The following is a 24,754-nucleotide window of genomic DNA, read 5'->3' on the forward strand; positions in this document are numbered from 1 at the left end:
AAGCTGCCTGCGCCTGGTCAGGGCGTTGGCCGTCGAGACCAATGAAAACTGGATGGAGGCCAACCGATACATCAATATGGACGACCTGCGCGAGCACAAGAAGCTCGCTCTGCGCCAAGCCGCATGACCAGCATCATGGCCGCCCCATTTTGCAGAACTTGACGCACACAACCCCGCATTACAAGAAGGGTCGCTTTGCCTAAAGTCATCGGCCATTGCCAGCACGAGGCCATCTCAACCTGCATCAGGGAATGACCGCATAAGGGCCGGAAGCGATGGCAGCTTCAAGGCTCGGAATCGGACGGCCACCGCGACGCAGTCCGTAAGGGGGGGGTAACTTGCGACGGAGGAATCGATTGGACGCCCGAAAATCGTGCTGATGAGGGAGGGATAACTCACTTTGCCAAGTTAGAGCGGCGTGTTTTCGCCCTTCCGTCACGCCTTGAGACGGAGTGCCTCCACAAGAAGAGCGAACGCTGCAGTGTGCTGGCGTCGGCTGGGATAATAGAGGTGATAGCCCGGGAAGGGTTGGCACCAGTCTTCCAGCACCCGGATCAGGCGTCCGTCTGCGACGAACGGAGCGACCTGGCTTTCAAACGTGTATGCTAGTCCGAGCCCGTCGAGGGCCGCAGCCTCCAGCATTTCCCCGTCATTGATAATGAGTGGGCCATTCATCCTGACTTCAAGTTCCTCACCGCGTTTTTCGAACTCCCAGGCAAAGAGCCCGCCGCCGGTCTTCTGACGGTAGCTGATGCCTTTGTGTTCCCCAAGTTCGCGCGGTGTCTTTGGAACCGTTCGGGTTGCAAAATACGACGGTGATCCAACTACCGCCATACGCAGGTCCGGGCCGATCCTTACCGCCACCATGTCCTTCTGGACCTGCTCGCCGATCCGGATACCGGCGTCGAATTTGTTTGCAACGATGTCAACCAGACCTTCGTCCAGGCTCAATTCTACTTCGATATCCGGATACTCCAGAAGGAGTCTGGCGATGACGGGCCACAGTACTGATTTGGCAGCATATCGGAATGTCGTCAGGCGAATGAGGCCAGTGGGCTTGTCGCGCAGGGCGGCGACGGCGGCGATCTCGCTTTCGATGTGATCGAAGGCCGGTCGCAGGCTTCGCAGCAAGCGCTCTCCAGCTACCGTCACGGACAGGCTGCGGGTGGTGCGTGAGATCAGCCGGACTCCCATGCGCTGTTCCAGCGTTCTGACAGCGTAGCTGAGCGCCGACTGCGATAGACCAAGCTTTGCTGCGGCGCGCGTGAAGCTGCCCGCCTCTGCTACGGCGATGAAGACTGCCAGCTCGCTGAAATCTCCGCGCCTCATTTATCAATCCCATTTCTAACTTCATGCAGATTATAGAGGCTAATCGTATCGAGTCCTATTCCCTATGTCACCTGGCAGATAACGAAACGCTGAGACGGACGTGCCAAGCCAACGCGGCATAAACTGAAAGATACCGACCAGGAAGGATACGACTATGAGTAGAGTATGGATGATCACCGGCGCAGGGCGAGGCATGGGCCTCGACTTTGCCAAAGCGGCCCTGGCCATCGGCGATAAGGTCGTTGCGACCGGTCGTAACCCAGATCGGGTCGCCAAGGCGATCAGGCAGTCGGACAATCTTTTGGTCGTCACGTTGGACGTGACCAAGCCGGCCGACGCCGACGCCGCGGTGAAGGCAACCCTGGACCGCTTTGGTCGCCTCGACGTGCTCGTCAACAATGCCGCGGGCTTCTATGCCGGCTATTTCGAGGACCTGACTCCGGCCCATATCGAGCTTCAGCTCGCGTCCACCCTGACCGGCGCCATGAACGTCACGCGCGCAGTCCTGCCGGTCATGCGCGCGCAGGGTTCTGGCAAGGTCATTGCCATCTCATCGACGGCAGGCCTGGTCGGCTTTGAGTTCTGTTCTGCATACGCCGCGGCAAAGTTCGGCGTTGATGGCTGGATCGAGTCACTGCAAGCCGAGGTGGCGCCGTTCGGCATTGAAACGATGATCGTGAACCCCGGGTTTTTCCGCACGGAGCTGCTGACGGACGAATCCACACAATATGCTCCGTCATTCGTCAGCGATTACAGCGAACGTCGCGCCCAGCAGATAACGGGTTGGAAAGCCGCGAACGGCCAGCAAGTCGGCGACCCCGCGAAACTCGCGCAGGCGTTGATCACTCTGGTCGACAAGCCGGAGCTGCCCCGTCGGTTCATCGCCGGCGCCGATGCTCTTGCAATGGTCAGGCAGAAACTCGCTCTGCTGCAGCAGCAGGTCGATGCCCATGAGGAGCTATCCGGGTCGCTGGCCTTCGACAGCTGAACGTCGCATCCAGCACTGCCGTCGTCGCAGGTCTATTTATGAGCGCCGTCGATAGGCTCATGCGAATTCTGGGGGCTAATCCGAATGTCGCGCCCGTGCTCTCCTGAGGGTTGACCGTTGGGCAACCGGCCAACGACCGAACTTCGGAATGGACGTTCCCTTTCCCACTGATGCCGCCAGGCGTCGTCGGTCCGATTAGCTTCGCGTCCTATATCCCGCCCGCCACTCGAGGAGACGACATGCCAGAGCCCCGACAGCTAGCCTTGGACATCAACAGCCGGCGCCACCAGTTCAATCTTGATGTACGCGTGACTCTGCTGGATGCATTACGCGAGCATGCCAACCTGCCCGGCACGAAAAAAGGCTGTGATCATGGGCAGTGCGGCGCCTGTACCGTCCACGTCGACGGCGAGCGGGTATTGAGCTGCCTGACGCTGGCGGCCCAGGTCGAAGGCCGTCAGGTCACGACGATCGAGGGCCTCCAGGCTGCCGACGGCGTGATGCACGCAGTCCAGACCGCGTTCATCGAGCACGATGCATTCCAGTGCGGCTATTGCACCCCCGGTCAGATCATGTCGGCCGTTGCATGCATTCGTGAGGGCCACGCCGATACGGACGAGGACATCCGCGAATACATGAGCGGCAACATCTGCCGGTGCGGCGCTTACCCCCATATCGTCGCCGCGGTGCGCGATGCCGCCAGCCGCCTGAAGAAGGAGGCAGCACTATGAGACCTTTCGAGTATCTCCGCGCCAAAGATGCCGCGAGGGCGCTTGCCGAGGCTACCAAGCCAGAGACAAGATTTCTCGCCGGTGGGACCACGCTTCTTGACCTCATGAAGCTGAATGTCGAGCGTCCTGCGCGGGTGGTCGACATCACGCGCCTTCCCGGCCTGGACAAGATCGAGGTATCGGCGGATGCCATTCGCATCGGTGCGCTCGCCAAGATGAGCAAGGTCGCCGACCACGCCGATATCAAGCAGGCTGCGCCGGTGCTTTCCGAAAGCCTGTGGCGCGCTGCCTCGGCACAGCTGCGCAACATGGCGTCCATCGGTGGAAACTTGATGCAGCGAACCCGTTGCACCTACTTCCGGGACCCGGGCGCTTATTCGAACTGCAACAAGCGCAATCCAGGTTCCGGATGCGCTGCCCTTGGCGGCGTCAACCGCAACCACGCGGTGCTCGGCACGAGTGACGCGTGCATAGCAATCTACCCCGGAGATTTTGCGGTTTCCCTGGTGGCATTCGACGCCACGGTCATCATCCGGGGAGCTTCCGAACGCAAAATTCCCGCCGACGAATTCTTCCTTCTCCCTGGCGATACCCCGCACCTTGAGCATGAGCTGTCGGCCGGCGAGATGGTCGTCGGGATCGAGATCCCGCGTTCGGCAGCCCTGGAACGCTCGCATTATCTCAAGGTCCGGGATCGCGCGTCGTACGAGTTCGCCGCGGCCAGCGCCGCTGTCGGGATCGAATTGGAAGCCGATGGCAAGACAATTCGCGAAGTACGCATCGCGGTCGGCGGCCTCGCCACCAAACCCTGGCGCCTGCGCGCCGTCGAAAATTTGCTCAAGGGAAAGACGCTCGACGAGGCGACGATTCGTAGCGCCTCGTCAGCCGCCGGCGACGGCGCGAAGTCGAGCGGACACAACGCATTCAAGGTTGAACTGGCACCGAAGGTCGTGGCCCGCGCCCTGATGACGGTAGGAGGTATCGCATGACACATGGTAACGCGTTCGAACTCAACCGCCGCACCGTCTTGAAGCTCGGCGCCGGCGTAGCCGCTGTCGCTGGCGCCGCTGTCGATCTCTCGTCAAAAGCCGTTGCGGCTGAGACCGTCCCCGCCAAGGCGCCAGCTCTCGGTGCCAGGCTTTCCCGCGCCGAAGGCCCGTTGAAAGTAACCGGGCAGGCTCGCTATGCGATCGAGCAGAAGCTGGAGAACCTGGCCTATGGCGTAACTGTCCAATCGACGCGGCCGGCAGGGCGTATCGTCAGTATCGATACGTCGGCCGCCAAGGCTCTACCGGGTGTCCTGGATGTCTACACCGCGCAGAATTCCCTGAAGCTCAACAAGCCGACCGTCTACAGCAAGGGCGGCGGAGCGACCGAGGAATTTACCCCAATTCAAGACGATGTGGTCCGTTTCAACGGCATGCATATCGCGCTCGTGGTCGCAGAAACCTTTGAACAGGCAACGGAAGCGGCAAGCCTTCTCAAGGTCGAATACGAGGACGGCGACCCTATTCTCGACATCAACGATCCCAAGGCAAAAGCGCAGCCCATCGATGAGATGGGTGCCGCGTGGGGCGATGCGGCGACAGCGTTGGCCAATGCCGAGGTCAAGGTAGACGTCACTTACACGACGTCACGCGAATACAATGTGCCGATGGAGCCGCATGCGTGCATCGCTTCCTGGGACAACGGGAAAATCACCGTCTGGGAGCCCAGCCAGTGGGTTGGCGGGGCACGGAGCGTCGTGTCGGAATGGCTCGGCATCGACATCGAGAATGTGCGGGTGATCTCGCCCTATGTCGGCGGTGGGTTCGGGTCCAAGATCGGGGCACATCCGCATGTGGGGCTGGCTTGCGCGGCCTCGCGGAAACTGGGCAGGCCGATCAAGGTTTCTCTCACGCGGCCGCAGACCTTTACCGGCCTTGGCGGCCGACCGGCGACACGGCAGACACTCTCAATCGGAGCCTCGAAGGACGGAAAGATAAGCTCGATCGTCCATGAGAGCTGGAACGAGACGGCGATTGACGAAGTCCATATCGAGGCTTGCAACAATGTGACGAAGATCATGTATGCGACGCCGAACTTTTCTTCACGTCTCAACGTCGTCCCGGTCAATACGGTCCAGCCCGGCTGGAAACGGGGCCCCGGCGAAAACCCCAGTGCCTATGCTGTGGAAAGCGCGATCGACGAGCTGGCGTACGCGCTCAGCATGGATCCGGTCACGCTGCGCCTTGCCAACTGGGCGGAGACGGATCCCAGCAATGGGATGAAGTGGAGCACTCGACAGTTACGCGAAGCCTATGCCGTGGGCGCGGAAGCCTTCGGCTGGTGGAACCGGAACCCGGCCCCTCGCTCGATGCGCGAAGGCCGCGAGTTGATCGGTTATGGAATGGCCGCCGGGTCATACCCCATGATCCGTACCGCGAGCGAAGCCAAGATCGTACTCCATGCCAGTGGACAGATCGAAGTCCTCAGCGCGGGCACCGACATGGGAACGGGGACCTATACCATTCTCGCCCAGACAGCGGCTGACGCATTGGGCGTTCCTGTTGAGACAGTCGCGGTGCGGCTGGGCGATACCCTCCTCCCCAGATCGGCGCTCGCAGGCGGTTCCCAGCAGGCCAACAACCTGACGGGAGCGGTGGACAAGGCGGCCAGGAATGCACGGGACGCCTTGCTGGCGCTTGCCGCATCCGATCCGAAGTCGCCGCTGGCAGCCTCGAAGGCGACTGACCTCACGTTCGAAAACGGCTCGGTGCAACCGACCCGACGGCCGAACGGCGGTATCGGCATCGCGGAACTCTTGAAGGCAGTGGGCAAAGACAAACTGGAAATCGAGGGTAACACCTTTGCTCCCGGCGCCACCGAGGAGATGAAGAACGGAGCTGACCGCAGTTTTGCACAGTTGAAGGGCGCTGTGGAAGGAGGCGTCTCGGCCCATAGCTGGTGTGCGCATTTCGTGGAAGTTCGGATCGATGAGGATTTTGGCACGATCCGCGTCAAGCGCATGGTCTCGGCATTCGATAGCGGCAGGATCTTCAATCCGAAGCTTGCGGAAAGCCAGTGGATCGGCGGTATGGTCATGGGTCTCGGGCAGGCTCTCCTGGAAGAAGGTTACGTCGACCAGCGAGACGGGCGCACCATCAACGCGAATTTTGCCGACTATGCCGTCCCGGTTAACGCCGATGTGCCCGACATCCAGGTGATTTCGGTTGGAATTCCGGACATGCAGGCAACCGCTCTTGGCGGCAAAGGCGTCGGCGAGATCGGTGNGAGATCGGTGTCGTAGGGGTCGCACCTGCGATCGGTAATGCCGTCTTCCACGCGACCGGCAAACGCATTCGAAGCCTTCCGATCACGCTGGAAAAGCTCGTTTGAGTTCGGTCGATGCGCCCTGGTGACCCTCAGGCTCGCAAATAGGCGAGCATGCAAAAACAACGATTCTAAACCCAAGGCAAAACTGGGTCGCTAATCGCTGGTCGCCGCCTGTTGTAACGTCACCAAGCAACGCCGGGAAAGTGTGCAACGGTTTTCCCGGCGCGTTCAATCGTCTTTGATCAGCACGATCTTCGCCGGATCGAAATCGATCCCGACCATCGTCCCTTCCGCCACGGCGGGTGTGACATCAGGCGATGTCGCGAACAGTTCGACCGCCGGATCGCTGATCGCGATTCGGTATTCCATGTGGTCGCCGAGATACGAGCTCTTGACCACCTGGCCCTTCATGGTGCCCGCTGGCTGGCCGGGCAAGATGCGCACGGCATTCGGGCGCACAGCGAGGATCGCCGGCCCCGGAGCGTTACCGCGACCCGGCATGTCGAGCAGCAAGGGTCCGACCTTGACCCTTGCACTGGTCGCATTGCTGGAAAGCACCTCGACATCGAGCAGATTGGCGTCGCCCATGAAGTCGGCGATGAAACGGTTGGTCGGCTCGTTGTAGAGGTCGCGCGGCGTGCCGTCCTGGGCGACGCGAGCGGCGTTCATGACGATGATGCGGTCGGAGACGGCGAGCGCCTCTTCCTGGTCATGCGTGACATAGACCATGGTCAGCGCCAGATCTTGCTGGAGACCGCGGATTTCGTCGCGCACCCGCCGGCGCAGCTTGGCGTCGAGATTGGACAGCGGCTCGTCGAACAACAGCACCTTCGGCTCCAGCACGATGGCGCGCGCCACCGCGACGCGCTGCTGCTGGCCGCCGGACAACTCGCTCGGCTGGCGCTTCTCGTAGCCGGACAGGCCGACAAGCGACAGCTTTTCGGCGGCGCGCTCGGCTGCCTGCGCCTTGCCAAGCCCCATCGCCCGCAGGCCGTAGCTGACATTCTCCATCACGTTCATATGCGGAAACAGCGCATAGGACTGGAACACCATGGAGACATCGCGCTCGGCGGCGGACAGCAAGGTGACGTCCTTGTCGTCGATCAGGATGCGCCCGGTGCTGGTCTGTTCCAGCCCGGCGATCAGCCTGAGCGTCGTCGTCTTGCCGCAACCCGAGGGCCCGAGCAGCGTCACCAGACTGGCCGCCGCGATGTCGAAGCTGACGTTGTCGACGGCGGTCACCGCGCCATATTTCTTGGTGACGCCCTCGAACCGCACCGCTGGCCTGTCCGTCGCAACCGGGGCAGCAGTCTTCGCCGTCTGATCCACGCCGCTTCTCCCCATCAGATTGCTGCCACAACGGCTTCCGGACCAGGCCGGCGCCGGCCGAGCCGGCGTTCGCCGACCAGCAGCTGGATGCCGATGAGGATGACCATCATGACGACGATCATCACCGCCGAATAGACAATCGCGATGCCGTATTCGCCGACATCTGCGCGCCCGACAATGTAGACCGTGGCGAGGTTGAACCGGCCGCTCGCCAGGAAGATGACGGCGCTGACCGCCGTCACCGCGCGCACGAAACTGTAGATCATCGCGGTCACGATCGCCGGCTTCAGGATCGGCAGGATCACCCGCCGCAAGGTAGCAAAAGACCGCGCCCCAAGCGTCAGCGATGCCTCGTCCAGGCTCTTGTCGATCTGGCCCAGATTGGCGAGCCCGGCACGGATCGCCACCGGCATGTTGCGGAAGATGAAGGAGATGACGATGATCAGCCCGGTGCCGGTCAATTGCACCGGCGGCACGTTGAAGGCAAGGATATAGCTGACGCCGATCACCGTGCCGGGAATGGCGAAACTCATCATGGCCAGGAATTCGAACATGGTGCGCCCGGCGAAACGCTGCCGGTCGAGCAGATAGGCCGTCAGGATGCCGAGCGCCGCGGTGAACGGCATGGCCACCAGCGCCAGGCCGATGGTCATCAGCAGCGACGGCCAGGCCGAGCCGCTGAAAAACCAGCCATTGACGCCTTTCTCGATCGAAAAGGCGGTGAGGAAATATTCGAGCGTCGGCGTGTTGTCGCGCCCGATCGATTGCACGAAACCGCCGCCCAGGATGATGCCGTAGACCACGATGGTCAGAACCAGCCACGGAACGACGGCGGCGTAGCAGCCGATCCGCAAGGCCTTGGGCAGCGTCGCCGGTACGCCGCCATCGCCCTTGCCTGCGACGGTGACGTAGCTGCGGCTGCCGATCCAGCGGCGCTGGATGACGAAGGCTGCCAGCGTGAACATCAACAGCACGATCGCCAGCACCGCCGCGCGACCCTGGTCGTGCGCCGCGCCAACCACCGCGAAGAATATATCGGTCGACAGCACGTTGAAATTGCCTCCCAGCACCAGCGGATTGGCGAAATCGGCCATGCTCTCGATGAACGAGATCAGGAAGGCGCTGGCCAGGCCCGGCCGGATCAACGGCCAGGTGACGGTGCGAAACGTCCGCCAGCGGCTGGCGCGCAAGGTCTGCGACGCCTCCTCCATGCTCGGGCTGACCCCTTGCAGCACGCCGACCAAAACCAGGAAGGCGATCGGCGTGAAGGCCAGCACCTGCGCGATGGTGATGCCGGCCATGCCATAGATCCAGCGGCTGCGCGGAATGCCGAGATGCACCGACATGAGGTTGGTGACGATGCCGGCGCGGCCGAACAGCAGGATCAGCGCCAGGCCGATGACGAAGGGCGGCGTGATGATCGGCAGGATGGACAGGCCGCGCAGCAACCATTTGGCCGGCAGCTTGGTGCGTAGCGCGATCAGCGCCAGCGCTAGGCCGAGCGCCGTGCAGAAAAAGCCGACGAGGACTGCGATCGCCACCGTGTTCCACGCCACGCCGCAGGAGCCCTCGCCATAGAGGCAGCGCAGGCTCCATATGTTGGCGCTAAAGATCTTATCGAAGAACAGCGCCGGCACGACATTGCCGTCATTGTCCTTGATGGCCGAGGTGAGGATCGACAGCAGCGGATAGGCGACGAACAGGATCAGCGAAGCAATCACGATTGAGAGCGAGCCGACGACGAAACGGTCGCCCTTGCACCATCCCCGCGCAGCGAGCGCCTCGGCGATGAACATCAGCATCGCCACGGCATAGAGCGCCGCACCCCAGCCGAGCCCCGGCTGTATCGGTCCCGGCGTGCCGGCGACCTGGGTAAGCAAGCCAAATCCCCAGCCCGAATGGATGATGGAAAAGCCTTCGATGGCCAGCCACAGCAGGCCCGCCGCGCCTGCAACCGCCAGGCTCTTGGGGTTGTTGCGCGCCACCAGCCAGCTCGCCAGCAGAAGCGGCAGGATAATCGGCAACAGCCAGGGCCGGCCACCGAGCGCCAGCATGATGGCCGGCGTCGCATCCGCCGGCTGTGCCAGCCAGTCGAACGAAAGGAAGCCGCCTTCGACCTTGTACCAAGGCAAGAGCACGAAGCTCGCCCACGCGGCCATTACCCAGGGGAGCGCGCTGCGTCCAGGAGCGGAACTGACCATGGAACCGGCCGCGGCCATTCAATGTCTTTCTGTTGCCAAAGGACGGTGCGCCAGCTGCCGCGAAGGGCAGCCGGCGATCAGATGCTAGAGTGAGCGCGAAAGAACGCGCTCAGCCGCCATTGCGGACCTCGTCGGTGAACTTCTTCAACAGCCGCTTGCGTTCGGCCGACGAGCCGTATTTGGCGAAGTCGTAGTCGATCAGCTTGATCTTCGAGAGGTCCGGCGCCTCGGGCGGCACCGGCGTGGCGGTGTTCGACGGAATCTGGAAGCTGCCGTTCGGCGCCGCGAGCTTCTGCGCGTCCGGGCTCAGCGCCCAGTCGTAGAATTTCTGCGCCTCTTCGGCATGCTTGGCGCCCGTCACGATGCTCATCGAACCGATCTCGAAGCCGGTGCCTTCGCAAGGCGACACCACCTTCACGGCAGGGTTCTGTTTCGCGGCATTGATCACGTCGTGCTGGAAGGAGATGCCGATCAGCGTCTCGCCCTTGCCGACGGCGAGCGCCGGCGCAGCCCCTGCCTTGGTGTATTCGGCGATGTTCTTGTTGAGCTGCTTGAGATAGTCGAATGCCTTGTCCTCGCCCATCAGCTGGACGATGGTGGCAAGCATGGTCCAGGCCGTGCCCGATGAATTCGGGTCGGCCATCTCGATCTCGCCCTGGAATTCCGGCTTGACCAGATCGGCCCAGCACGCCGGCGCGGTCAGCCCGCGCTGCTTCAGATCTTCCTCATTGTAGCCATAGCCGAGCGCACCGAGATAAATGCCGACCGTGCGGTTCTTCGACCTGTCGGCCTGCTTCAGCGCCCAGTCGCGCAAGTTTGCCAGTTGCGGCGACTTGTATTCCTGGGTGAGGCCCTCTTCCGCCGCCTGCAGATGCGGGTCGCCGGTGCCGCCCCACCAGATATCGGCTTGCGGATTGTCCTTCTCGGCCCGGAGGCGGGCGTAGATTTCGCCGGCGCTCATGCGGGTCATGTCGACGCTGACGCCCGTCTCCTTCTGGTAGGTGGTCGCCATCGCCCGGCACCAGGCCTCGTCGACGGCGCAATACATTGTGAGGCTGCGGTCGGCCGCCTGGGCGGCACCCGCCAATCCGAACATGGCCAGCGCCGCGCCAAGGCCAAGCCAGGCGGCGCGCAAGCCTTGCTTACTGTCAAATGTCTTCATCGATATTCCTCCCTGTCTTCTCACTGGAAACGATCTACCCGTCGTCGAGCGGCACTCCGATCACCTGGGACAATGTCGCCGCGACACCGGGTGCTGCCGCAAGCACGGGATTGCCCTTCGCCATGCCGTCGCCGTCGAGGAACCGGTTCACCCGGCCGCCGGCCTCCTCCACCAGCAGCAATCCGGCCAGGCAGTCCCACGAATTGATGTGCAGCTCGGCATAGGCATCCGAGCGGCCGTCGGCCACATAGGCCAGCCCAAGCGCTCCGGAGCCGGAGCGGCGTACATTGGCGCCGAGCGCCCACACCAGGCTCACCTTGTCGAGATACTCACGGTTCGGAATCCTCGGCGACCAGCCGAACTCCACAAAGGCACGGTCGAACGCTTGCGTCGGCGAAACATGGATCGGCGCGCCATTGCGTGTCGCGCCTTGCCCGCGACGGGCAAAATACGTTTCGCCGATGGCCGGATTGGCAATGCCGCCGATCTCGCTGCGGCCGTCCTCGACGAAAGCTATCGAAATGCAGAAATGCGGAATACCGCGCATGAAATTGGCGGTGCCGTCGATGGGGTCGACGACCCACATGCGGGCAGAGCCGATGCCACCGCCTTCCTCGCCCAAAAACCCGTCCTGCGGAAAAGCGTCTGCCAGCGTCGCGCGGATGTGCTCCTCGACCTTACCGTCGGTTTCAGTGAGAAAATCCTGCGGGCCTTTCATCGCCACCGGCTGGACGGCGCCCTGCCGGGCATAGCCTTCCATCGCCAGTTGCCCGGCCGTGACAAGCAGTTTCCGGCAGACCTCGGCACGCCTGTCCATCTCGGCCTCGGACAGCCGGTCCGCCTTCGGATGCGCCGCCGCCCTGCTCATGCAGCCGGTCCGGACAGTCGCGCCCTCAATGCCGTCTTCGGCGAAATGGACAGGGTATTCCTCCGATGCCACTCTTGAGCCGGCTTGTATTGCACGGCTGTGCAAAGCTGTTGCATTCCGCCATGCCTGTCAAGTGCGGTGGGTGGCAATGGCAGAAGAGTTGCATTACATTGCACGGGCGTGCAAAGAATTACGAAAACAGCAGCGAGAGCGTTCGCTTGACGGTTCCGAGAATCCGCACCGGTTTTTCCAGCGCCCAGCAGGTTGCCGACCTCGCCGGGGTTTCGCGCTCGGCCGTGTCACGTACCTTCACGCCCGGCGCTTCCGTTTCCGGGGAAACCCGCGAGCGGGTGATGCTGGCGGCCGAGCAACTCGGCTATCACGTCAACCATCTGGCTCGCGGCCTGATGCGGGCTTCGACCGGCATCGTCTGCCTCATCGTTGCCGACGGCGACACGCCCTATCATGCCCGCCTGCAGAAGGCGCTGACCCAACATCTGCGGGACGCCGGCAAAATGGCCATGGTGTTCAACACCTCCGGCCCCAGCCACCATGTCGACCAGGCGCTGCGCAACACGCTGAACTATCGCGCCGATGCGAGCATCGTTCTGTCCGGCTCGCCGCCGCAGTTGCTGATCCGCACCTGTCTTGAGAACGGCCAGCGGCTGGTGCTGATCAATCGCGATGACCGCTTCGACGGCCCGCACAATATCGGTGTCGACAACGCTGCAGCCGCAGAGGCAGCGCTGCATGCCTTCATCCGGGCCGGCTGTACCCGCCCCGCTTTGGTGACCTCGGCTGCCGGCACGCCCAGCCTGCTCTCCCGCGAAACCGCCTTCCTTACCGCCGCGCAGAAGGAAGGGCTGGAGGTGACCGTGTGGCGCGAGGGCCGCACCGGCTATGCCACCGGAGCCGATGGCGCCAGGCGACTCTTTTCCGGCCGGCAGCGGCCGGATGCGGCGTTCTGCGTGACCGACCTGATTGCGTGCGGCTTTCTCGATGCGGCCCGCCACGAGTTCGGCATCAACGTACCCCGCGATCTCTGCGTCATCGGCTTTGACGACATTGAACAGGCCGACTGGGCCTCTTACCGGCTGACGACGTTCTCGCCGCCGATCGAGGAGATCGCCAGGCGCGCCGTGCGGCTCGCGACCGGCGCGCGGGAGGAGGCTGGCAGCCGCCTGATCTGCCATGCGCCCATGGTCTGGCGCAGCACGGTGAGGCCGGGCCAGGGCTGATGCGAAACATGTGTCGGTCAAGACGGGAAACGTACTGATGTCCAAGAAAAAGGCCAGGAAGACCCGCCAGGCGGCAAGACCGGTGGAGATAGCTGTAGGCCCCGAAATCCGGAGCATGATGCGCAAGTTCGGCCTGACCGAGGAAGAAGCACTGCGCATGATGCGCGAATGCGATGCCACCCTCTATGGCGCCAACTCCGGGCACGTGCAGCCAGGATCTTGACGGCCCGCCAGGCGCGAACGGAATTTTAATGTAAATCAAGCGTAATCCCGACCGTTAAAATGATGCGTATGTGTTGGGGTTGCGCATGCCGGAATATTCTTTCTTCATCCGCTCGATCCGGATCCGCTACATCTCGGGATTGCTCATCTTTGCGCTGGCTTCCACCGCGGTGATGTTTGCGCTCAATCGCGTCAATTCCTTCCGCCACGACATCGACGCGCTGAGCAGCAATCTCGTCGTCTTCACCCGCGACCTGCGCAACGCCTCCAGCTTTGCCGAAACCGCCAGCACGACCTGGCGCACCGAAACCCGTGACGGCCTTGCCGCCGCAGCGCGCGGCCATTCGCAACGCCTGACCAGCGAGATCGAAACACTGTCCGCGGAGTTGGCCGCGATCAAGCCGAGCCTGTCGGCCAAAACGCTGGACGAACTCTCGTCGGCCGCCGTCAACGGCGACCTGTTCTGGTCGTCGCGCGACATCGTGCGCAACTTCAACCTGATGTCGGCGGCGCAACAGACCGACGAATGGAGTTCGCGCGAAATCCTCAACCAGAACGACCTGTTCGTCCAGCCGATGCTGGTGCGTGTGCGTACCGCCATGGATGGCGAACGCCATCTGGCCGACGCCTCCAGCGACAGGCTGCTGTTGTGGGCAAGCGGCCTTCTGTTCGCGGTTCTTGCCATCGTTGCCCTCTGGATCTTCCGGCCGATGGAAAATGCGATTCGCCGCGCCTTCACCGAATCCGCCGCATCCTTGTTCAAGGCCGAAGCGGCCGACCGCGCCAAATCGGAATTCCTGGCCAATATGAGCCATGAGATCCGCACGCCGATGAATGGCGTGCTGGGCATGGCCGAACTGCTCGCCAAGACCGAGCTTAACGCGCGCCAGAAAACCTTCACCGAAGTCATCGTCAAGTCCGGCAATGCGCTGCTCACCATCATCAACGACATCCTCGATTTCTCCAAGATCAATGCCGGTCAGCTGACGCTCGATCCTGCACCCTTCCGGCTTGCCGAAGCGGTCGAGGACGTGGCCACACTGGTGTCGGCGCGCGTCGCCGAAAAGAACCTCGAGCTGATCGTGCGTGTCGACCCGCGCCTGCCTGCCCATGTCGTCGGCGATGCCGGACGGTTCCGTCAGATCGTCACCAATCTGCTCGGCAATGCGGTGAAGTTCACCGAGAAGGGCCATGTGCTGATCGATGTCGGCGGCGAGGTGGTCGACGGCATGGTCCAGCTCAAGGTCCGCGTCGAGGACACAGGCATCGGCATTCCTGCCGAGAAGCTCGAGAACGTGTTCGAGAAATTCGCGCAGGTCGACGGCTCGTCGACGCGCCGCCATGAAGGCACCGGCCTCGGCCTTGCCATCGCCGCCCGCCTCATCGACCTGATGGGCGGCAAGATCGGCGTCGAAAGCGAGATCGGCCGCGGCTCGGTGTTCTGGTTCGCCGTGCCGCTGCCGGCGCATCAGCAGGACACGCGCAACGAGATCGTGCCGGTCGATGTCACCGGCGCCCGCGTGCTGGTCATCGACGACAACCCGGTCAACCGCGAGATCTTGCTGGAGCAGCTCAGAAGCTGGAGCTTCGACTGCGCGGCCGCCGAAAGCGGCGCCGTCGGCCTCGCCTTTCTAGACCGGGCCAGCCAACTCGGTGCTGCGGTCGACTGCATCATCCTCGACTACCAGATGCCCGGCATGAACGGCGCCGATGTCGCCAAGGCGATTTCCGCCGACAGCCGTCTCTCCGCCATCCCGGTGGTGCTGCTGACCTCGGTCGATCAGGTCGATTTCGGCAAGATGGTCATCGATTTCGGCATCGCCGCGCATCTCACCAAGCCGGCGCGCTCGGCCATCCTGCTCGGCACCGTCATCTCGGCCATCCAGAAAGCGCGGGCCCAGATCGGCAAGGCCCAGTTCGTTCGCGAGCCTGTTGTTCCGCAGGCGGCACCCGTGACGCCACCCGCCTTCACCGTCATTCGCGGCCCGGCAATTCCGGCGGCCACAGTGCCTGAATCGATCGCCACGCCAAACGGCCCGATCGATATTCTGATCGCCGAGGACAATGACGTGAACCAGCTGGTGTTCGGCCAAATCCTCAATGGGCTTGGCCTCAGCTACCGCATCGCCAGCAATGGCCGCACGGCCGTTGAGATGTACCGGGCGCTGCGGCCGAAGCTGATCCTCATGGACGTCTCCATGCCGGAGATGAACGGCTACGAGGCGACCCGCGCCATCCGGGCGGCGGAGGCAGCGAGTGGCAATCACACACCAATCATCGGCGTCACCGCTCACGCACTGAAGGGCGACCGCGACAAATGTATCGAGTCCGGAATGGACGACTATCTGCCCAAGCCGGTGTCGCCCGACCGCCTCGGCAGTAAGATCGGCACATGGCTCAGCGAAACGGTCACGGTAAAGAGGGCTTGATCAAATCGCCGCGTCCAGACGATAGCGGTGCATCCAGTCGAGACTGGTCTCGTCGGAGAGCTTGGCGACGCCCGGCTTTACGTCGGCGGCATTCGGCGCCGGAACGCCCAGGGCCTTGCAGATGGATGACAATGCCGCTGCCGGATCGGCTGACAGGCGCTCATAGCCGATGCGCAGCGGGACGATCCCCTGCTCCGCGAACCAGACATTCCAGCCCGCGTCATAGGCTTCGAGTTCGGCAAGCTCGCGCTGGATCCGCTTGAAATCGTAGCGGGGTTCCTGCGGCGGTGCGACCCGTTCGATCTCGGTTCCGTCGGGCGCGATGTGCCAAAGCCCAGTCTGCTCGGCCTTGATCAGCGACACCGCCTGCGCCAGCTTGTTTTCGCGCGAAAGATGGATGTAGAGGATCCGGCCGAAGGCCTTTTCAAAGCGTGCTTTGTCCGATGGCAGGTCTGGGTAGATCCGGTCGAGGATGGCCGAGAGTTCACCCAGGTTTTCCCGCATCAGGCGCAAGCCGAAGACGCCTGTTCCGCCCCTTCCCGCGCTGATTGCCGCACCGAGATAGGCGACGTCGAAATCATGCGCGCTCATCGTCTCGGGATGCGGCAATTTCCACTCTTCGGCCCATTCCGCTTTGTCCTGCCGCCGGTAGAATGAGTGCGGATCGCCGGCTGTTTTCGTCGAGGCCAGAAGGCCGCACAGCAAAGTGCTTCCGGTTCTCGGCGTGCCGCAGATTATGTAGCCGTCAAGCATCTGGGACTCTGTCGCTTGTCATGGATTGGGCTAACCCCGCCAGGGCGCGGTGACACGCGCGCTTCGCGAAAGGCTCCAGTCTAGCCGCGCCGGAAGGGATAGAGGAATTGCTGCCAGTATCCGTTCGGAACGGGATGTCCGTGAATGCCGTAGCCGTTCGGCCAGCGCCCTTCGGGCATATGATGGGTGCCGAACAGCCGGTCGAGCAGCGGGAAATGGATGGCGAAATTTACGTCGATCGCTTCTTTTTCGAGGCCGTGATGCCAGTGGTGGTAACGCGGCGACACCAGCACCTTTTCGACTGGACCGAAACTGGTTCCGATGTTGGAATGGATGAACGACGAATAGACGTAGACGATCAATATATACGTCTGGATAGCCGATTCATCGAACCCCAGCACGAACATCGGGGTGGCCGTCAGGCTGCGCAGCACGATGATTTCCAGGAAATGCATGCGCGCACCGGCAATCCAGTCCATCGACTTGGCGGAATGGTGCACGGCATGGAACTTCCACAGCCAGGGAATGCGATGAAAGGCCCGATGCACCCAATACTGGGCAAGGTCGGTCAGGAACATCACCGCCAGCAGTTGCACCAGCCACGGCAAGCCGTGGACCCAGGCGCGCACCGAACCAAGGGCGCCCTGTGAATTGACGAAGTTGGACGGCGCCAAGGTCAGGTAGGTCAAAATCTGCACCAGCAGCGACGAGACCAGATAGTAGAACAGGTCCTCGCGCCATTCGTCGCGGAACACGGTCTGATCCTTGTTGCGCGCGAAAAGACGTTCGAGCGGGACGAACAGCACACCCATGAACAAGGCGTTCAGGATGAAGAAATCGAGCCCGAAGAACACCCCGTCGATGTGCAGTTGATGGCGCACCGGAAGCATGCCGACCAGCGACGCCAGCAGCACAGTGAACATCGCTGCCGCGCCGAGCGTCTTTTGCCTGCGCAGCGTCATGCTGAGGATCGCCAGGATATAGCCGGAGATGAGGACGAAATAGAGCACCGGCTTGAAGAACAGCATCTGGTGGATGGGGGCCAGATCCGGCATCGATGTAAGCGACGGGTAGCGCAGCACGATGACCATCAGCAGGGCGGTGACCCCGGCAAGCAAGCCAATCGAGCCGGACAGCCAGCCAGAACCGAACGGCCGTTTGGCGCGCGGCGTTTCAAGTTCACTTACAACGCGTCTAAGGAAATTTGCCACCGCCCCCTATGCCCCGCCTTTTTGACGATCGCAAAAAAGCTCTCGTCGGAGATATCGACCTCTTTTGCTACAGCAGGGCTCATTAATATTTAATCGCCACGACCCTGCACATGACGGGTGACTATCGCTTTTGGGCGATTGGAAGAGCCATGATTGCAACAAAAGAACACCGGCCACTATAGTCGGAATCTTTCCTGGATGCGACGGGCGCATTCAAGCGGCGTCAGCCGGCTGGTGTCGACTTCGAGGTCGTAGTCCATGCCCTTGTGGACGCGTCCATATTGCCAGCGCGCCAGGCCAGGCAGCCTGTCGGCGCGCGCGGCCTCGCGCGCTTCCAGCACCTCCAGCGGCGCCATGACGCCGACCAGATGCAGGTCAAAGCTCGACAGCAACTTGCGGTGCTCCGCTATCTCGTCATTGAAGATCACGTCGTCGACGATGAGATTGTTGCCTTGCCCGGCCATGGCGGCGATGGCATGGCGCATGCCGCGCATGGCTCGCGCGCCGACCGGCCCGCTCCTGATCACCACCGACGGCCTGCCGTCTTCCAGCACCGTCTCAAAGGAAAACCCGTCGGCATGATCCTGCAGCGCCGGCGGCAGCATGTCGATGAAAGCATCCATCTGGACATGCAGGAACGGTTCAGCGGCGATTGTTTGCAGCGCCCTGGCGATCGAGCTTTTGCCGGCGCTGCCGACGCCATTGAGCAGGACGATTTTGGCCGTCATGTCGCCCCCTATCGGTTGCGCACGACGATACAGGCGCCGCCGACGCTTTGCAGTTTCTGGCAGATGACGTTGGCGGCGCTACGGTCGTCGACACCGATCCTGACGGCGTAGATGCCGCGTCGGCCGATCGGCGTGCGCACCCGGCTGACCACCGGGTCACGACCGGAAAGCAGCGCCGGAAACCGGCTCCTGACCCGCAGCCACTGATTGATCGCAGCGCCCCTGCGGAAATTGCCGGCCACCTGGACGCCCCATGGCTTCACATTGATCGACGCCATGGCCACGGTTCTAGACATGATCACCGGCAGCTTGCGGCAGGCGACGGCAAAGCTGGTTTTCCCGTCGAGCGGCTCGATCGTTCCGGCGTAGGCGCTGTCGGAGAACTTGTCGGCCGGTTCGCCCATGATGTCGAAGACGTAGCTCTCGGTCTCCATCGGCAGGAAACCGCCGGAACCCAGCCAGCGCGAAACGCGGCTCTCGCCGGCATTGTAGGCAGCCGCCGCCAGGCCGAGATTGCCGAAGCCGGTCTTCATTTCGGCGAGATATTTCGCCGAAGCCGGGATCGCCTGGTCGATATCGAAAGGATCGGCCAGCCCGCGCATCTTGGCGGTGCCCGGCATGAACTGGGCGATGCCTTCGGCACCGACCGGGCTAACCGCATTGGGATCGAAGCGGCTTTCTTTCCAGATCAGCCGGGCGAAGTAATCCTTCGGCAGGCCGTTCCGCTCGGCATGCGTCTCGATCAGGTCACAGACACGGCCGATCAATCGTTTCGCCGCCGAGCGCGATTGCGGTGGATCGGCAAGTGCCTGTCCGGCACCCAGCCCGCAGAGCAGGATCACACCGGCTTTCAGCAGCCCCCGCATGGCTTATTCGGCCGCAGCCTTGCCGTGCTGTCCAAACCGCTGCTCGATATAATCGGCGACCATTTTTTCGAAATCGGCGGCGATCGACGGACCGCGCAGCGTCGCCGACTTCTTGCCGTCGACGAAGACGGGCGCGGTCGGCGTCTCGCCGGTGCCGGGCAGCGAGATGCCGATATCGGCGTGCTTGGATTCGCCGGGGCCGTTGACGATGCAGCCCATCACCGCGATCTTGAGGTTCTCGACGCCGGGATATTTCTCCCGCCAGACCGGCATGTTCTTGCGCAAATCGGCCTGGATGTTCTGGGCGAGCTCCTGGAACACGGTGGAGGTCGTGCGACCGCAGCCGGGGCAAGCGGCGACGATCGGCACGAACTGACGGAAGCCCATGGTCTGCAGCAGTTCCTGCGAGACCTGCACCTCACGCGTGCGATCGCCATTCGGCTCCGGCGTCAGCGAGATGCGGATGGTGTCGCCAATGCCTTGCTGCAAGAGGATGCCCATGGCAGCCGACGAGGCGACGATGCCCTTGGATCCCATGCCGGCTTCGGTGAGGCCAAGATGCAGCGCATGGTTGGAACGCGTGGCAAGCTCGGTATAGACCGCGATCAAATCCTGCACGCCGCTGACCTTGGCCGACAGGATGATCTTTTCGCGGGCGAGGCCTATCTCTTCAGCCATTTCGGCCGACAGGATCGCCGACTGCACGATCGCCTCGCGGGTTACTTCCTGCGCCGTCAGCGGGAAGCCTTGGCGCTGGTTCTCGTCCATCAGCCGGGTGAGCAACTCCTGATCGAGCGACCCCCAATTGACGCCGATGCGCACCGGCTTGTCATGCCTGATCGCCATTTCGACGATCGCCGCGAACTGGCGGTCCCTCTTGTCCTTGAAGCCGACATTGCCGGGATTGATGCGGTATTTGGCCAGCGCCTCGGCGCAGTCCGGATGGTCGGCCAGCAGCTTGTGGCCGATATAGTGGAAGTCGCCGACCAGCGGCACATTGATGCCGAGCCGCTCGAGCCGTTCGCGGATGCGCGGCACGGCGGCGGCGCTCTCGTCACGATCGACGGTGATGCGCACGATCTCGGAGCCAGCGCGATGCAAAGCCGCAACCTGCGCGACGGTCTGGTCGATATCGGCCGTGTCGGTGTTAGTCATCGACTGCACGACGACCGGCGCGCCGCCGCCGACGACCACGCCGCCGACATCGACGCCGACCGATGTCCGGCGCCCAAAGGGGGAGGAAAAATACCCGGTCATGCCGGCAGCCTCTTGATCACCCGAGCGACACACGTCCACGTCGACGCACGCTCAATCAGCTATCAGCGCATAGCGCTGAGGTTCGGGCATGAGGTGGAGGAGCAAAGATGGCTTGTCAATGGCGACAGACAAGCAGAGCCGCCAAATCGCAGCAGCGCGGCGACCCCACAGACGGGTTTCGCCGGCCAACAGTATCGGAATCAGTAGCAAAAACAGGCCTCCGGCGGCATGTCGCCACCGGAGCGATAGTCACGCGCCAAGGCGGCGCGTCTAATCCTGGAAGGGCGTCAGTGTCTCGTCGGTTTCGCCTTCAGTTTTTCAATCTCGTCCTTGAGTGCCAGCTTGCGTCGCTTCAGATTCACGATTTCGAGGTCGTCGACCGATGGATGGTTCATCGCATCGTCGATCTCGCGTTCGATATCACCGTGTTTCCGCTGCAACTCATCAAGATGGGATGCAAGAGACATGATTGGTTCTCCCTTTCATGGTTTCCTCGATTGCAGCCGTCAAAGGCACGTCCACCGCAGGTCGCATCTGTGACGGCACCATGACAGTCTGCCACCATCCGGCTGCGATGTCGAATGCTGCGTGGTAGCATTCCACGACAATGTGATATGTGATATTGGCTGCGCGCCGGCGGCAATTGATGCCGCCCCCGCCCAATCATGCCCATTGCCGGGCGCCGCAGACATGCAGACGGTAGAGAATGTCCGACCAGGAAAAGGCCGATGTCCGCCTCGAATTTTCCCGCCTGAAGCAGGAGCATGCCGATTTCGACGCGGCCATCAATGCGATGATCGCCATGGGCTGCGACCCCTTGCAGATCCAGCGCATGAAGAAGAAGAAGCTTTTCCTCAAGGACCGGCTGATGGCGCTGGAAGACAAGATCATTCCGGACATCATCGCTTAGCCGACGGCCTCGGGGCCTAACTGCTCACCCCGCTATCGACAGCCGCGCCGCGCGATGGCGCAGCAACGTCAGCAATTCGTCGGTCTTCTCCGCTGAAGTGTCGATCGGCACCACCAGGCACATCGTCGCCTCGACCTTGCCGGCGGCCGCGAAGACAGGGGCGGCCAGGCATTTGGTGTAGGCGTCGACCAGCCCCGAAGTGATGCAATAGCCGGTCGTTCTGGCCGTCGCGATATCGGCAACGAAGTCGTCGAACTGCAGCCTGCGGCCGTCGGGCAGCAAAAGGTCGTCTTCCGAGACCATGTCCTGGATGGCGGCCCTTTCCAATCCGGCCAGAAGCAGCCGCCCCGATGCCGTCCATGGCAGCGGGATCTGCAGGCCGGTGGCCGAGCTGATGCGGAACGGCCTGGTGCCGGGGCTGGAATGGACGATGGTATAGCGCCCGCTTTGCAGCATGCACAATTCGGAGGTCTCGCCGGTCTCGCGCGACAGATTGTCGACCTCCTGCCGGCCCCGCCTAAGCAGGTCGTTGCCCCTGACATAGTCCATTCCATAGAGGTAGAGCTTCTTGCCGAAATAGACCCGGTTGCCGTCGCCCTCCATCTCCAGGAGACCCGCATCGACCAGCGAACGCACCAGCGTATAGGTGGTGGAGCGCGGCGCATTCACCCCCTTGGCGAGATCGCCAATGCCGATGGCGCGCTGCGTAACATGCAGGAAGTCCAGGATCTCCAGCACCCGGTTGAGGCCCTTCTCGCGCGAGCCGGAGGTCTTGTCGGGCGTCGGGCTCCCGGCTGGACCAAGCTCCGCCCGATCCGTGAGTCCATTGCTGTCTTGCATAACTGATTCCTGATGTTAGTATCTGTCTTGTATAGGATACATGTGTCTATTGTAAGAGACAATCAGGTCGGCGACACGTGTGTCTGTAAGGGGAACTCAAACAACAGGAGGTCGCAGTGAACGACGCATCCAAGCGAGATTTTCTGAAACTAGGCATGGCCGGGCTTGCAACGGCGGGCGTGATGACCGCTGTCAGCGCCGAAAAGGCGGCGGCACAAGCCGCATCCGACAGCGTTCTGCGCACCGCGCTTGACCGCGGAAAGCTGATCGTCGGCACCGGCAGCACCAACGCGCCATGGCATTTCGAAAACGATGCCGGCGAGCTGGTCGGCATGGACATCACCATGGGACGCATCCTGGCCAAGGGTCTGTTCGACGATCCGAGCAAGGTCGAGTTCGTCATGCAGGATCCGGCGCAGCGCATCCCCAATGTCACCACCAACAAGGTCGACATTACCATCCAGTTCATGACCATGACCGCGCAGCGCTCGCAGCTGATCCACTTCTCCAGGCCATACTATGTCGAGGGCGTCGCCCTGCTGACGCTGCCGACGGCGGAAAACAAGACCTTCGACAAGCTGCTCGCCGGTGGTTCGGCGACGCGCATCTCGATCCTGCAGAATGTCGATGCCGAAAGCTCGGTCCATTACGCCCTGCCGGAGGCGCAGGTGCTGCAGATCGACACCCAGGCCAATGTGCTGCAGGCACTGGAATCGAAACGCGCCGATGCCGCCGCTGTCGATCTTTCAACCGTGCGCTGGCTGGCCTCGCGCAACCCCGACAAATATTTCGATGCCGGCAAGAGCTGGTACTCGATGCTCTACGGCGCGGCGGTCAGGCAGGGCGACCTGGACTGGCTGACCTTCGTCAACCAGACCTTCACCATCGCCATGTTCGGCCATGAGACCGCACTCTACGACGCCGCCTTCAAGGACTATTTCGGCCAAGAGCCGCCGGCCCGCCATCCCGGTTTCCCGGTTGTCTGACAAGTGCTGGCGGAAGGGTTAGCCCTTCCGCCTTCTAGTTCGCATCCCCTTGGTTATTGCGGGAGACGCATGGGCTATACGCTCAACTTCAACCTGATCTGGCGCCATTTCGACAAGCTGTGGGGCGGCCTTCTGCTCAGCCTCGAGCTTGCCGTGATTTCGATTGCCATCGGCGTCGTCATCGGCCTGGTGCTGGCGGTCTGGTATGTCTCGGCCGGACGCGTGGTGCGCGCCATCATTGCGGCTTACGTCGAATTCATCCGCAACGTGCCGCTGATCCTGCTCGTCTATCTTGTCTTCTACGGCCTGCCGACGGTGATCGACGTCGCCTACGACGCGCCGACCTCGTTCGTGCTGACGCTGTCGGTCTATAGCGGCGCCTATCTGGTCGAGGTGTTCCGCTCCGGCCTGGAAGCCGTGCCGCGCGGCCAGCTCGATGCCGGCAAAGCCATCGGCCTGACGCCCTGGCAGCGGCTGGTTCATGTGCGCCTGCCGACCATGCTGCGCATCACGCTGCCGGCGCTGTCCAACACCTTCATCTCGCTGTTCAAGGACACGTCCATCGCATCGGTCATCTCGGTGCCCGAGCTCACCTTCGGCGCCCAGTGGATCAACTTCAACACCTTCCGCATTGTCGAGGTCTATCTGGTGACGACGGCGATGTACCTGGTGACCGGTTACACCCTGCTCTTCGGGCTGCGGCTGGTCGAACGCCGGTTCAGGGCTGCGCGCTGACATGCTGAGCCAGATCCTCTACGCCGTACCGTTCCTCGCCCAGGGCTTCGCCATCACTTTGTGGGTGTCGCTGCTGGTCGTGGTGCTGTCGCTGATTGCCGGCGTCGCGCTCGGCGTCGGCCTGGTCTACGGCCCGGCGCCGCTGCGCTGGGCCGTGCGCATCTTCTCCGACACCATCCGCGGCATCCCGATCCTGGTGCTGATGTTCTTCGTCTATTACGGCCTGCCGGCCATCGGCCTGCATCTGCAATCCTTCTCGGCGGCGGTGCTGGCGCTGACCTTGTTCAAGACGGCGCAGGTCATTGAGTATCTCCGGGGCGCCGTCGGCTCTATTCCCAAGGGCCAGTCAGAAGCGGCGATGGCCATTGGGCTGACTTTTCGCCAGCGGCTCACCTACGTCATCTTTCCGCAGGCCTTCCGGCGCTTCCTGCCGCCCTGGATCAACGGCGTCACCGATGCGGTCAAGGGCAGCGCCCTGGTCTCGCTGCTCGGCATCACCGACCTGATGCAGGCGATCAACCAGGTCATCGGCCGCACCTATGAGGCGATGCCGCTCTACATCCTCGGCGCCTTGATCTATTTCGCCGTCAACTATGCGCTTTCCTACGCCAGCCGGCGGCTGGAACGGCGCTTTGCCTTCATCCGGGACTAGCACG

At 62.6% G+C, this 24,754-nt stretch carries 23 protein-coding genes and 1 pseudogene; 12 read left to right on the plus strand and 12 right to left on the minus strand.

Annotated elements, in window-relative coordinates; translation table 11 throughout:
- Positions 1–127 (plus strand): annotated as a pseudogene (locus X757_RS1000000168210) (IS256 family transposase); the annotation flags it as partial.
- 308 nt (positions 128–435) lie between these two features.
- On the opposite strand, the gene X757_RS139475 reads toward X757_RS1000000168210, so the two are convergent.
- Complete coding sequence (locus X757_RS139475; RefSeq protein ID WP_023727589.1) at positions 436–1,329, minus strand: LysR family transcriptional regulator; 894 nt, start codon at positions 1,327–1,329, stop codon at positions 436–438.
- 154 nt (positions 1,330–1,483) lie between these two features.
- Here X757_RS139475 and X757_RS139470 point away from each other — a divergent pair, with 154 nt between their 5' ends.
- The 4 genes from X757_RS139470 to X757_RS04005 all read left to right on the plus strand — a co-directional run bounded on the left by X757_RS139470 (position 1,484) and on the right by X757_RS04005 (position 6,337).
- Positions 1,484–2,317 carry an SDR family oxidoreductase gene (locus tag X757_RS139470; protein ID WP_031251615.1) on the plus strand — a complete coding sequence of 278 codons (834 nt, stop codon included), beginning with the start codon at positions 1,484–1,486 and terminating at the stop codon, positions 2,315–2,317.
- Between the two features lie 239 nt (positions 2,318–2,556).
- The gene (locus X757_RS139465; protein WP_023730815.1) at positions 2,557–3,048 is read left to right on the plus strand and encodes a (2Fe-2S)-binding protein; all 492 of its coding nucleotides are present in this window, start codon (positions 2,557–2,559) and stop codon (positions 3,046–3,048) included.
- Positions 3,045–4,037, plus strand: coding sequence for a xanthine dehydrogenase family protein subunit M (locus X757_RS139460; RefSeq protein WP_023727592.1), 993 nt, complete (start codon positions 3,045–3,047; stop codon positions 4,035–4,037). Before X757_RS139465 ends, X757_RS139460 begins: the two co-directional genes overlap by 4 nt.
- Positions 4,034–6,337, plus strand: a complete 2,304-nt coding sequence (locus X757_RS04005) for a xanthine dehydrogenase family protein molybdopterin-binding subunit (RefSeq protein ID WP_023727593.1) — start codon at positions 4,034–4,036, stop codon at positions 6,335–6,337. Before X757_RS139460 ends, X757_RS04005 begins: the two co-directional genes overlap by 4 nt.
- Positions 6,338–6,591: 254 nt before the next feature.
- On the opposite strand, the gene X757_RS139455 is transcribed toward X757_RS04005, so the two are convergent.
- The 4 genes from X757_RS139455 to X757_RS139440 all read right to left on the minus strand — a co-directional run bounded on the left by X757_RS139455 (position 6,592) and on the right by X757_RS139440 (position 11,923).
- Positions 6,592–7,692, minus strand: coding sequence for an ABC transporter ATP-binding protein (locus tag X757_RS139455; RefSeq protein WP_023727594.1), 1,101 nt, complete (start codon positions 7,690–7,692; stop codon positions 6,592–6,594).
- A gap of 14 nt (positions 7,693–7,706) precedes the next feature.
- Complete coding sequence (locus X757_RS139450; RefSeq protein WP_245275127.1) at positions 7,707–9,911, minus strand: iron ABC transporter permease; 2,205 nt, start codon at positions 9,909–9,911, stop codon at positions 7,707–7,709.
- Positions 9,912–10,002: 91 nt separating this feature from the next.
- Positions 10,003–11,055, minus strand: a complete 1,053-nt coding sequence (locus X757_RS139445) for an ABC transporter substrate-binding protein (protein ID WP_023727596.1) — start codon at positions 11,053–11,055, stop codon at positions 10,003–10,005.
- Positions 11,056–11,089: 34 nt separating this feature from the next.
- Complete coding sequence (locus X757_RS139440) at positions 11,090–11,923, minus strand: inositol monophosphatase (protein ID WP_031198040.1); 834 nt, start codon at positions 11,921–11,923, stop codon at positions 11,090–11,092.
- Between the two features lie 218 nt (positions 11,924–12,141).
- Between X757_RS139440 and X757_RS139435 the strand changes: the two genes are divergently transcribed.
- From X757_RS139435 to X757_RS139425, 3 genes are all read left to right on the plus strand, one after another.
- A complete protein-coding gene (locus X757_RS139435; RefSeq protein ID WP_031195645.1) occupies positions 12,142–13,161 on the plus strand; it encodes a substrate-binding domain-containing protein in 1,020 nt (339 codons plus the stop codon).
- 37 nt (positions 13,162–13,198) lie between these two features.
- Positions 13,199–13,384 (plus strand): hypothetical protein, encoded by a 186-nt coding sequence (locus X757_RS139430; RefSeq protein ID WP_023684018.1) that lies wholly within the window; start codon positions 13,199–13,201, stop codon positions 13,382–13,384.
- 85 nt (positions 13,385–13,469) lie between these two features.
- Positions 13,470–15,812 (plus strand): response regulator, encoded by a 2,343-nt coding sequence (locus tag X757_RS139425; protein ID WP_023715041.1) that lies wholly within the window; start codon positions 13,470–13,472, stop codon positions 15,810–15,812.
- Here X757_RS139425 and X757_RS139420 read toward each other — a convergent pair whose 3' ends face one another.
- The 6 genes from X757_RS139420 to X757_RS139395 form a co-directional block, all read right to left on the minus strand.
- Positions 15,813–16,565 (minus strand): Stf0 family sulfotransferase, encoded by a 753-nt coding sequence (locus X757_RS139420; protein ID WP_023715042.1) that lies wholly within the window; start codon positions 16,563–16,565, stop codon positions 15,813–15,815.
- An 80-nt stretch (positions 16,566–16,645) separates the two neighbouring features.
- Complete coding sequence (locus X757_RS139415; protein WP_023690062.1) at positions 16,646–17,776, minus strand: sterol desaturase family protein; 1,131 nt, start codon at positions 17,774–17,776, stop codon at positions 16,646–16,648.
- A 176-nt stretch (positions 17,777–17,952) separates the two neighbouring features.
- A complete protein-coding gene (locus X757_RS139410) occupies positions 17,953–18,504 on the minus strand; it encodes a chloramphenicol phosphotransferase CPT family protein (RefSeq protein ID WP_023727599.1) in 552 nt (183 codons plus the stop codon).
- Between the two features lie 8 nt (positions 18,505–18,512).
- Positions 18,513–19,370, minus strand: coding sequence for a lytic transglycosylase domain-containing protein (locus tag X757_RS139405; protein ID WP_023727600.1), 858 nt, complete (start codon positions 19,368–19,370; stop codon positions 18,513–18,515).
- A 3-nt stretch (positions 19,371–19,373) separates the two neighbouring features.
- Entirely contained in the window at positions 19,374–20,627 is a 1,254-nt protein-coding gene (gene ispG / locus X757_RS139400) for a flavodoxin-dependent (E)-4-hydroxy-3-methylbut-2-enyl-diphosphate synthase (RefSeq protein WP_023727601.1), read from the minus strand.
- Positions 20,628–20,914: 287 nt separating this feature from the next.
- Positions 20,915–21,094: a YdcH family protein gene (locus X757_RS139395; protein WP_023684024.1), complete on the minus strand. Its 180-nt coding sequence runs from the start codon at positions 21,092–21,094 to the stop codon at positions 20,915–20,917.
- Positions 21,095–21,333: 239 nt separating this feature from the next.
- Here X757_RS139395 and X757_RS139390 point away from each other — a divergent pair, with 239 nt between their 5' ends.
- Positions 21,334–21,537, plus strand: a complete 204-nt coding sequence (locus X757_RS139390; protein WP_023673103.1) for a YdcH family protein — start codon at positions 21,334–21,336, stop codon at positions 21,535–21,537.
- A gap of 24 nt (positions 21,538–21,561) precedes the next feature.
- Here the strand turns inward: X757_RS139390 and X757_RS139385 are convergent, their stop codons facing one another.
- Positions 21,562–22,377, minus strand: coding sequence for an IclR family transcriptional regulator (locus X757_RS139385; RefSeq protein WP_023698476.1), 816 nt, complete (start codon positions 22,375–22,377; stop codon positions 21,562–21,564).
- A gap of 155 nt (positions 22,378–22,532) precedes the next feature.
- On the opposite strand from X757_RS139385, the gene X757_RS139380 reads away from it, so the two are divergent.
- From X757_RS139380 to X757_RS139370, 3 genes are all read left to right on the plus strand, one after another.
- On the plus strand, positions 22,533–23,363 hold the full coding sequence (locus X757_RS139380) for a transporter substrate-binding domain-containing protein (protein WP_023673105.1): 831 nt from the start codon (positions 22,533–22,535) through the stop codon (positions 23,361–23,363).
- 69 nt (positions 23,364–23,432) lie between these two features.
- Entirely contained in the window at positions 23,433–24,098 is a 666-nt protein-coding gene (locus X757_RS139375) for an amino acid ABC transporter permease (RefSeq protein WP_023693641.1), read from the plus strand.
- Position 24,099: 1 nt separating this feature from the next.
- The gene (locus X757_RS139370) at positions 24,100–24,750 is read left to right on the plus strand and encodes an amino acid ABC transporter permease (RefSeq protein ID WP_023684027.1); all 651 of its coding nucleotides are present in this window, start codon (positions 24,100–24,102) and stop codon (positions 24,748–24,750) included.
- The last annotated feature ends 4 nt before the right edge of the window (positions 24,751–24,754 follow it).

The organism is Mesorhizobium sp. LSHC412B00 (assembly GCF_000503035.1).
In the GTDB taxonomy this organism is placed as follows: Bacteria; Pseudomonadota; Alphaproteobacteria; order Rhizobiales; family Rhizobiaceae; genus Mesorhizobium.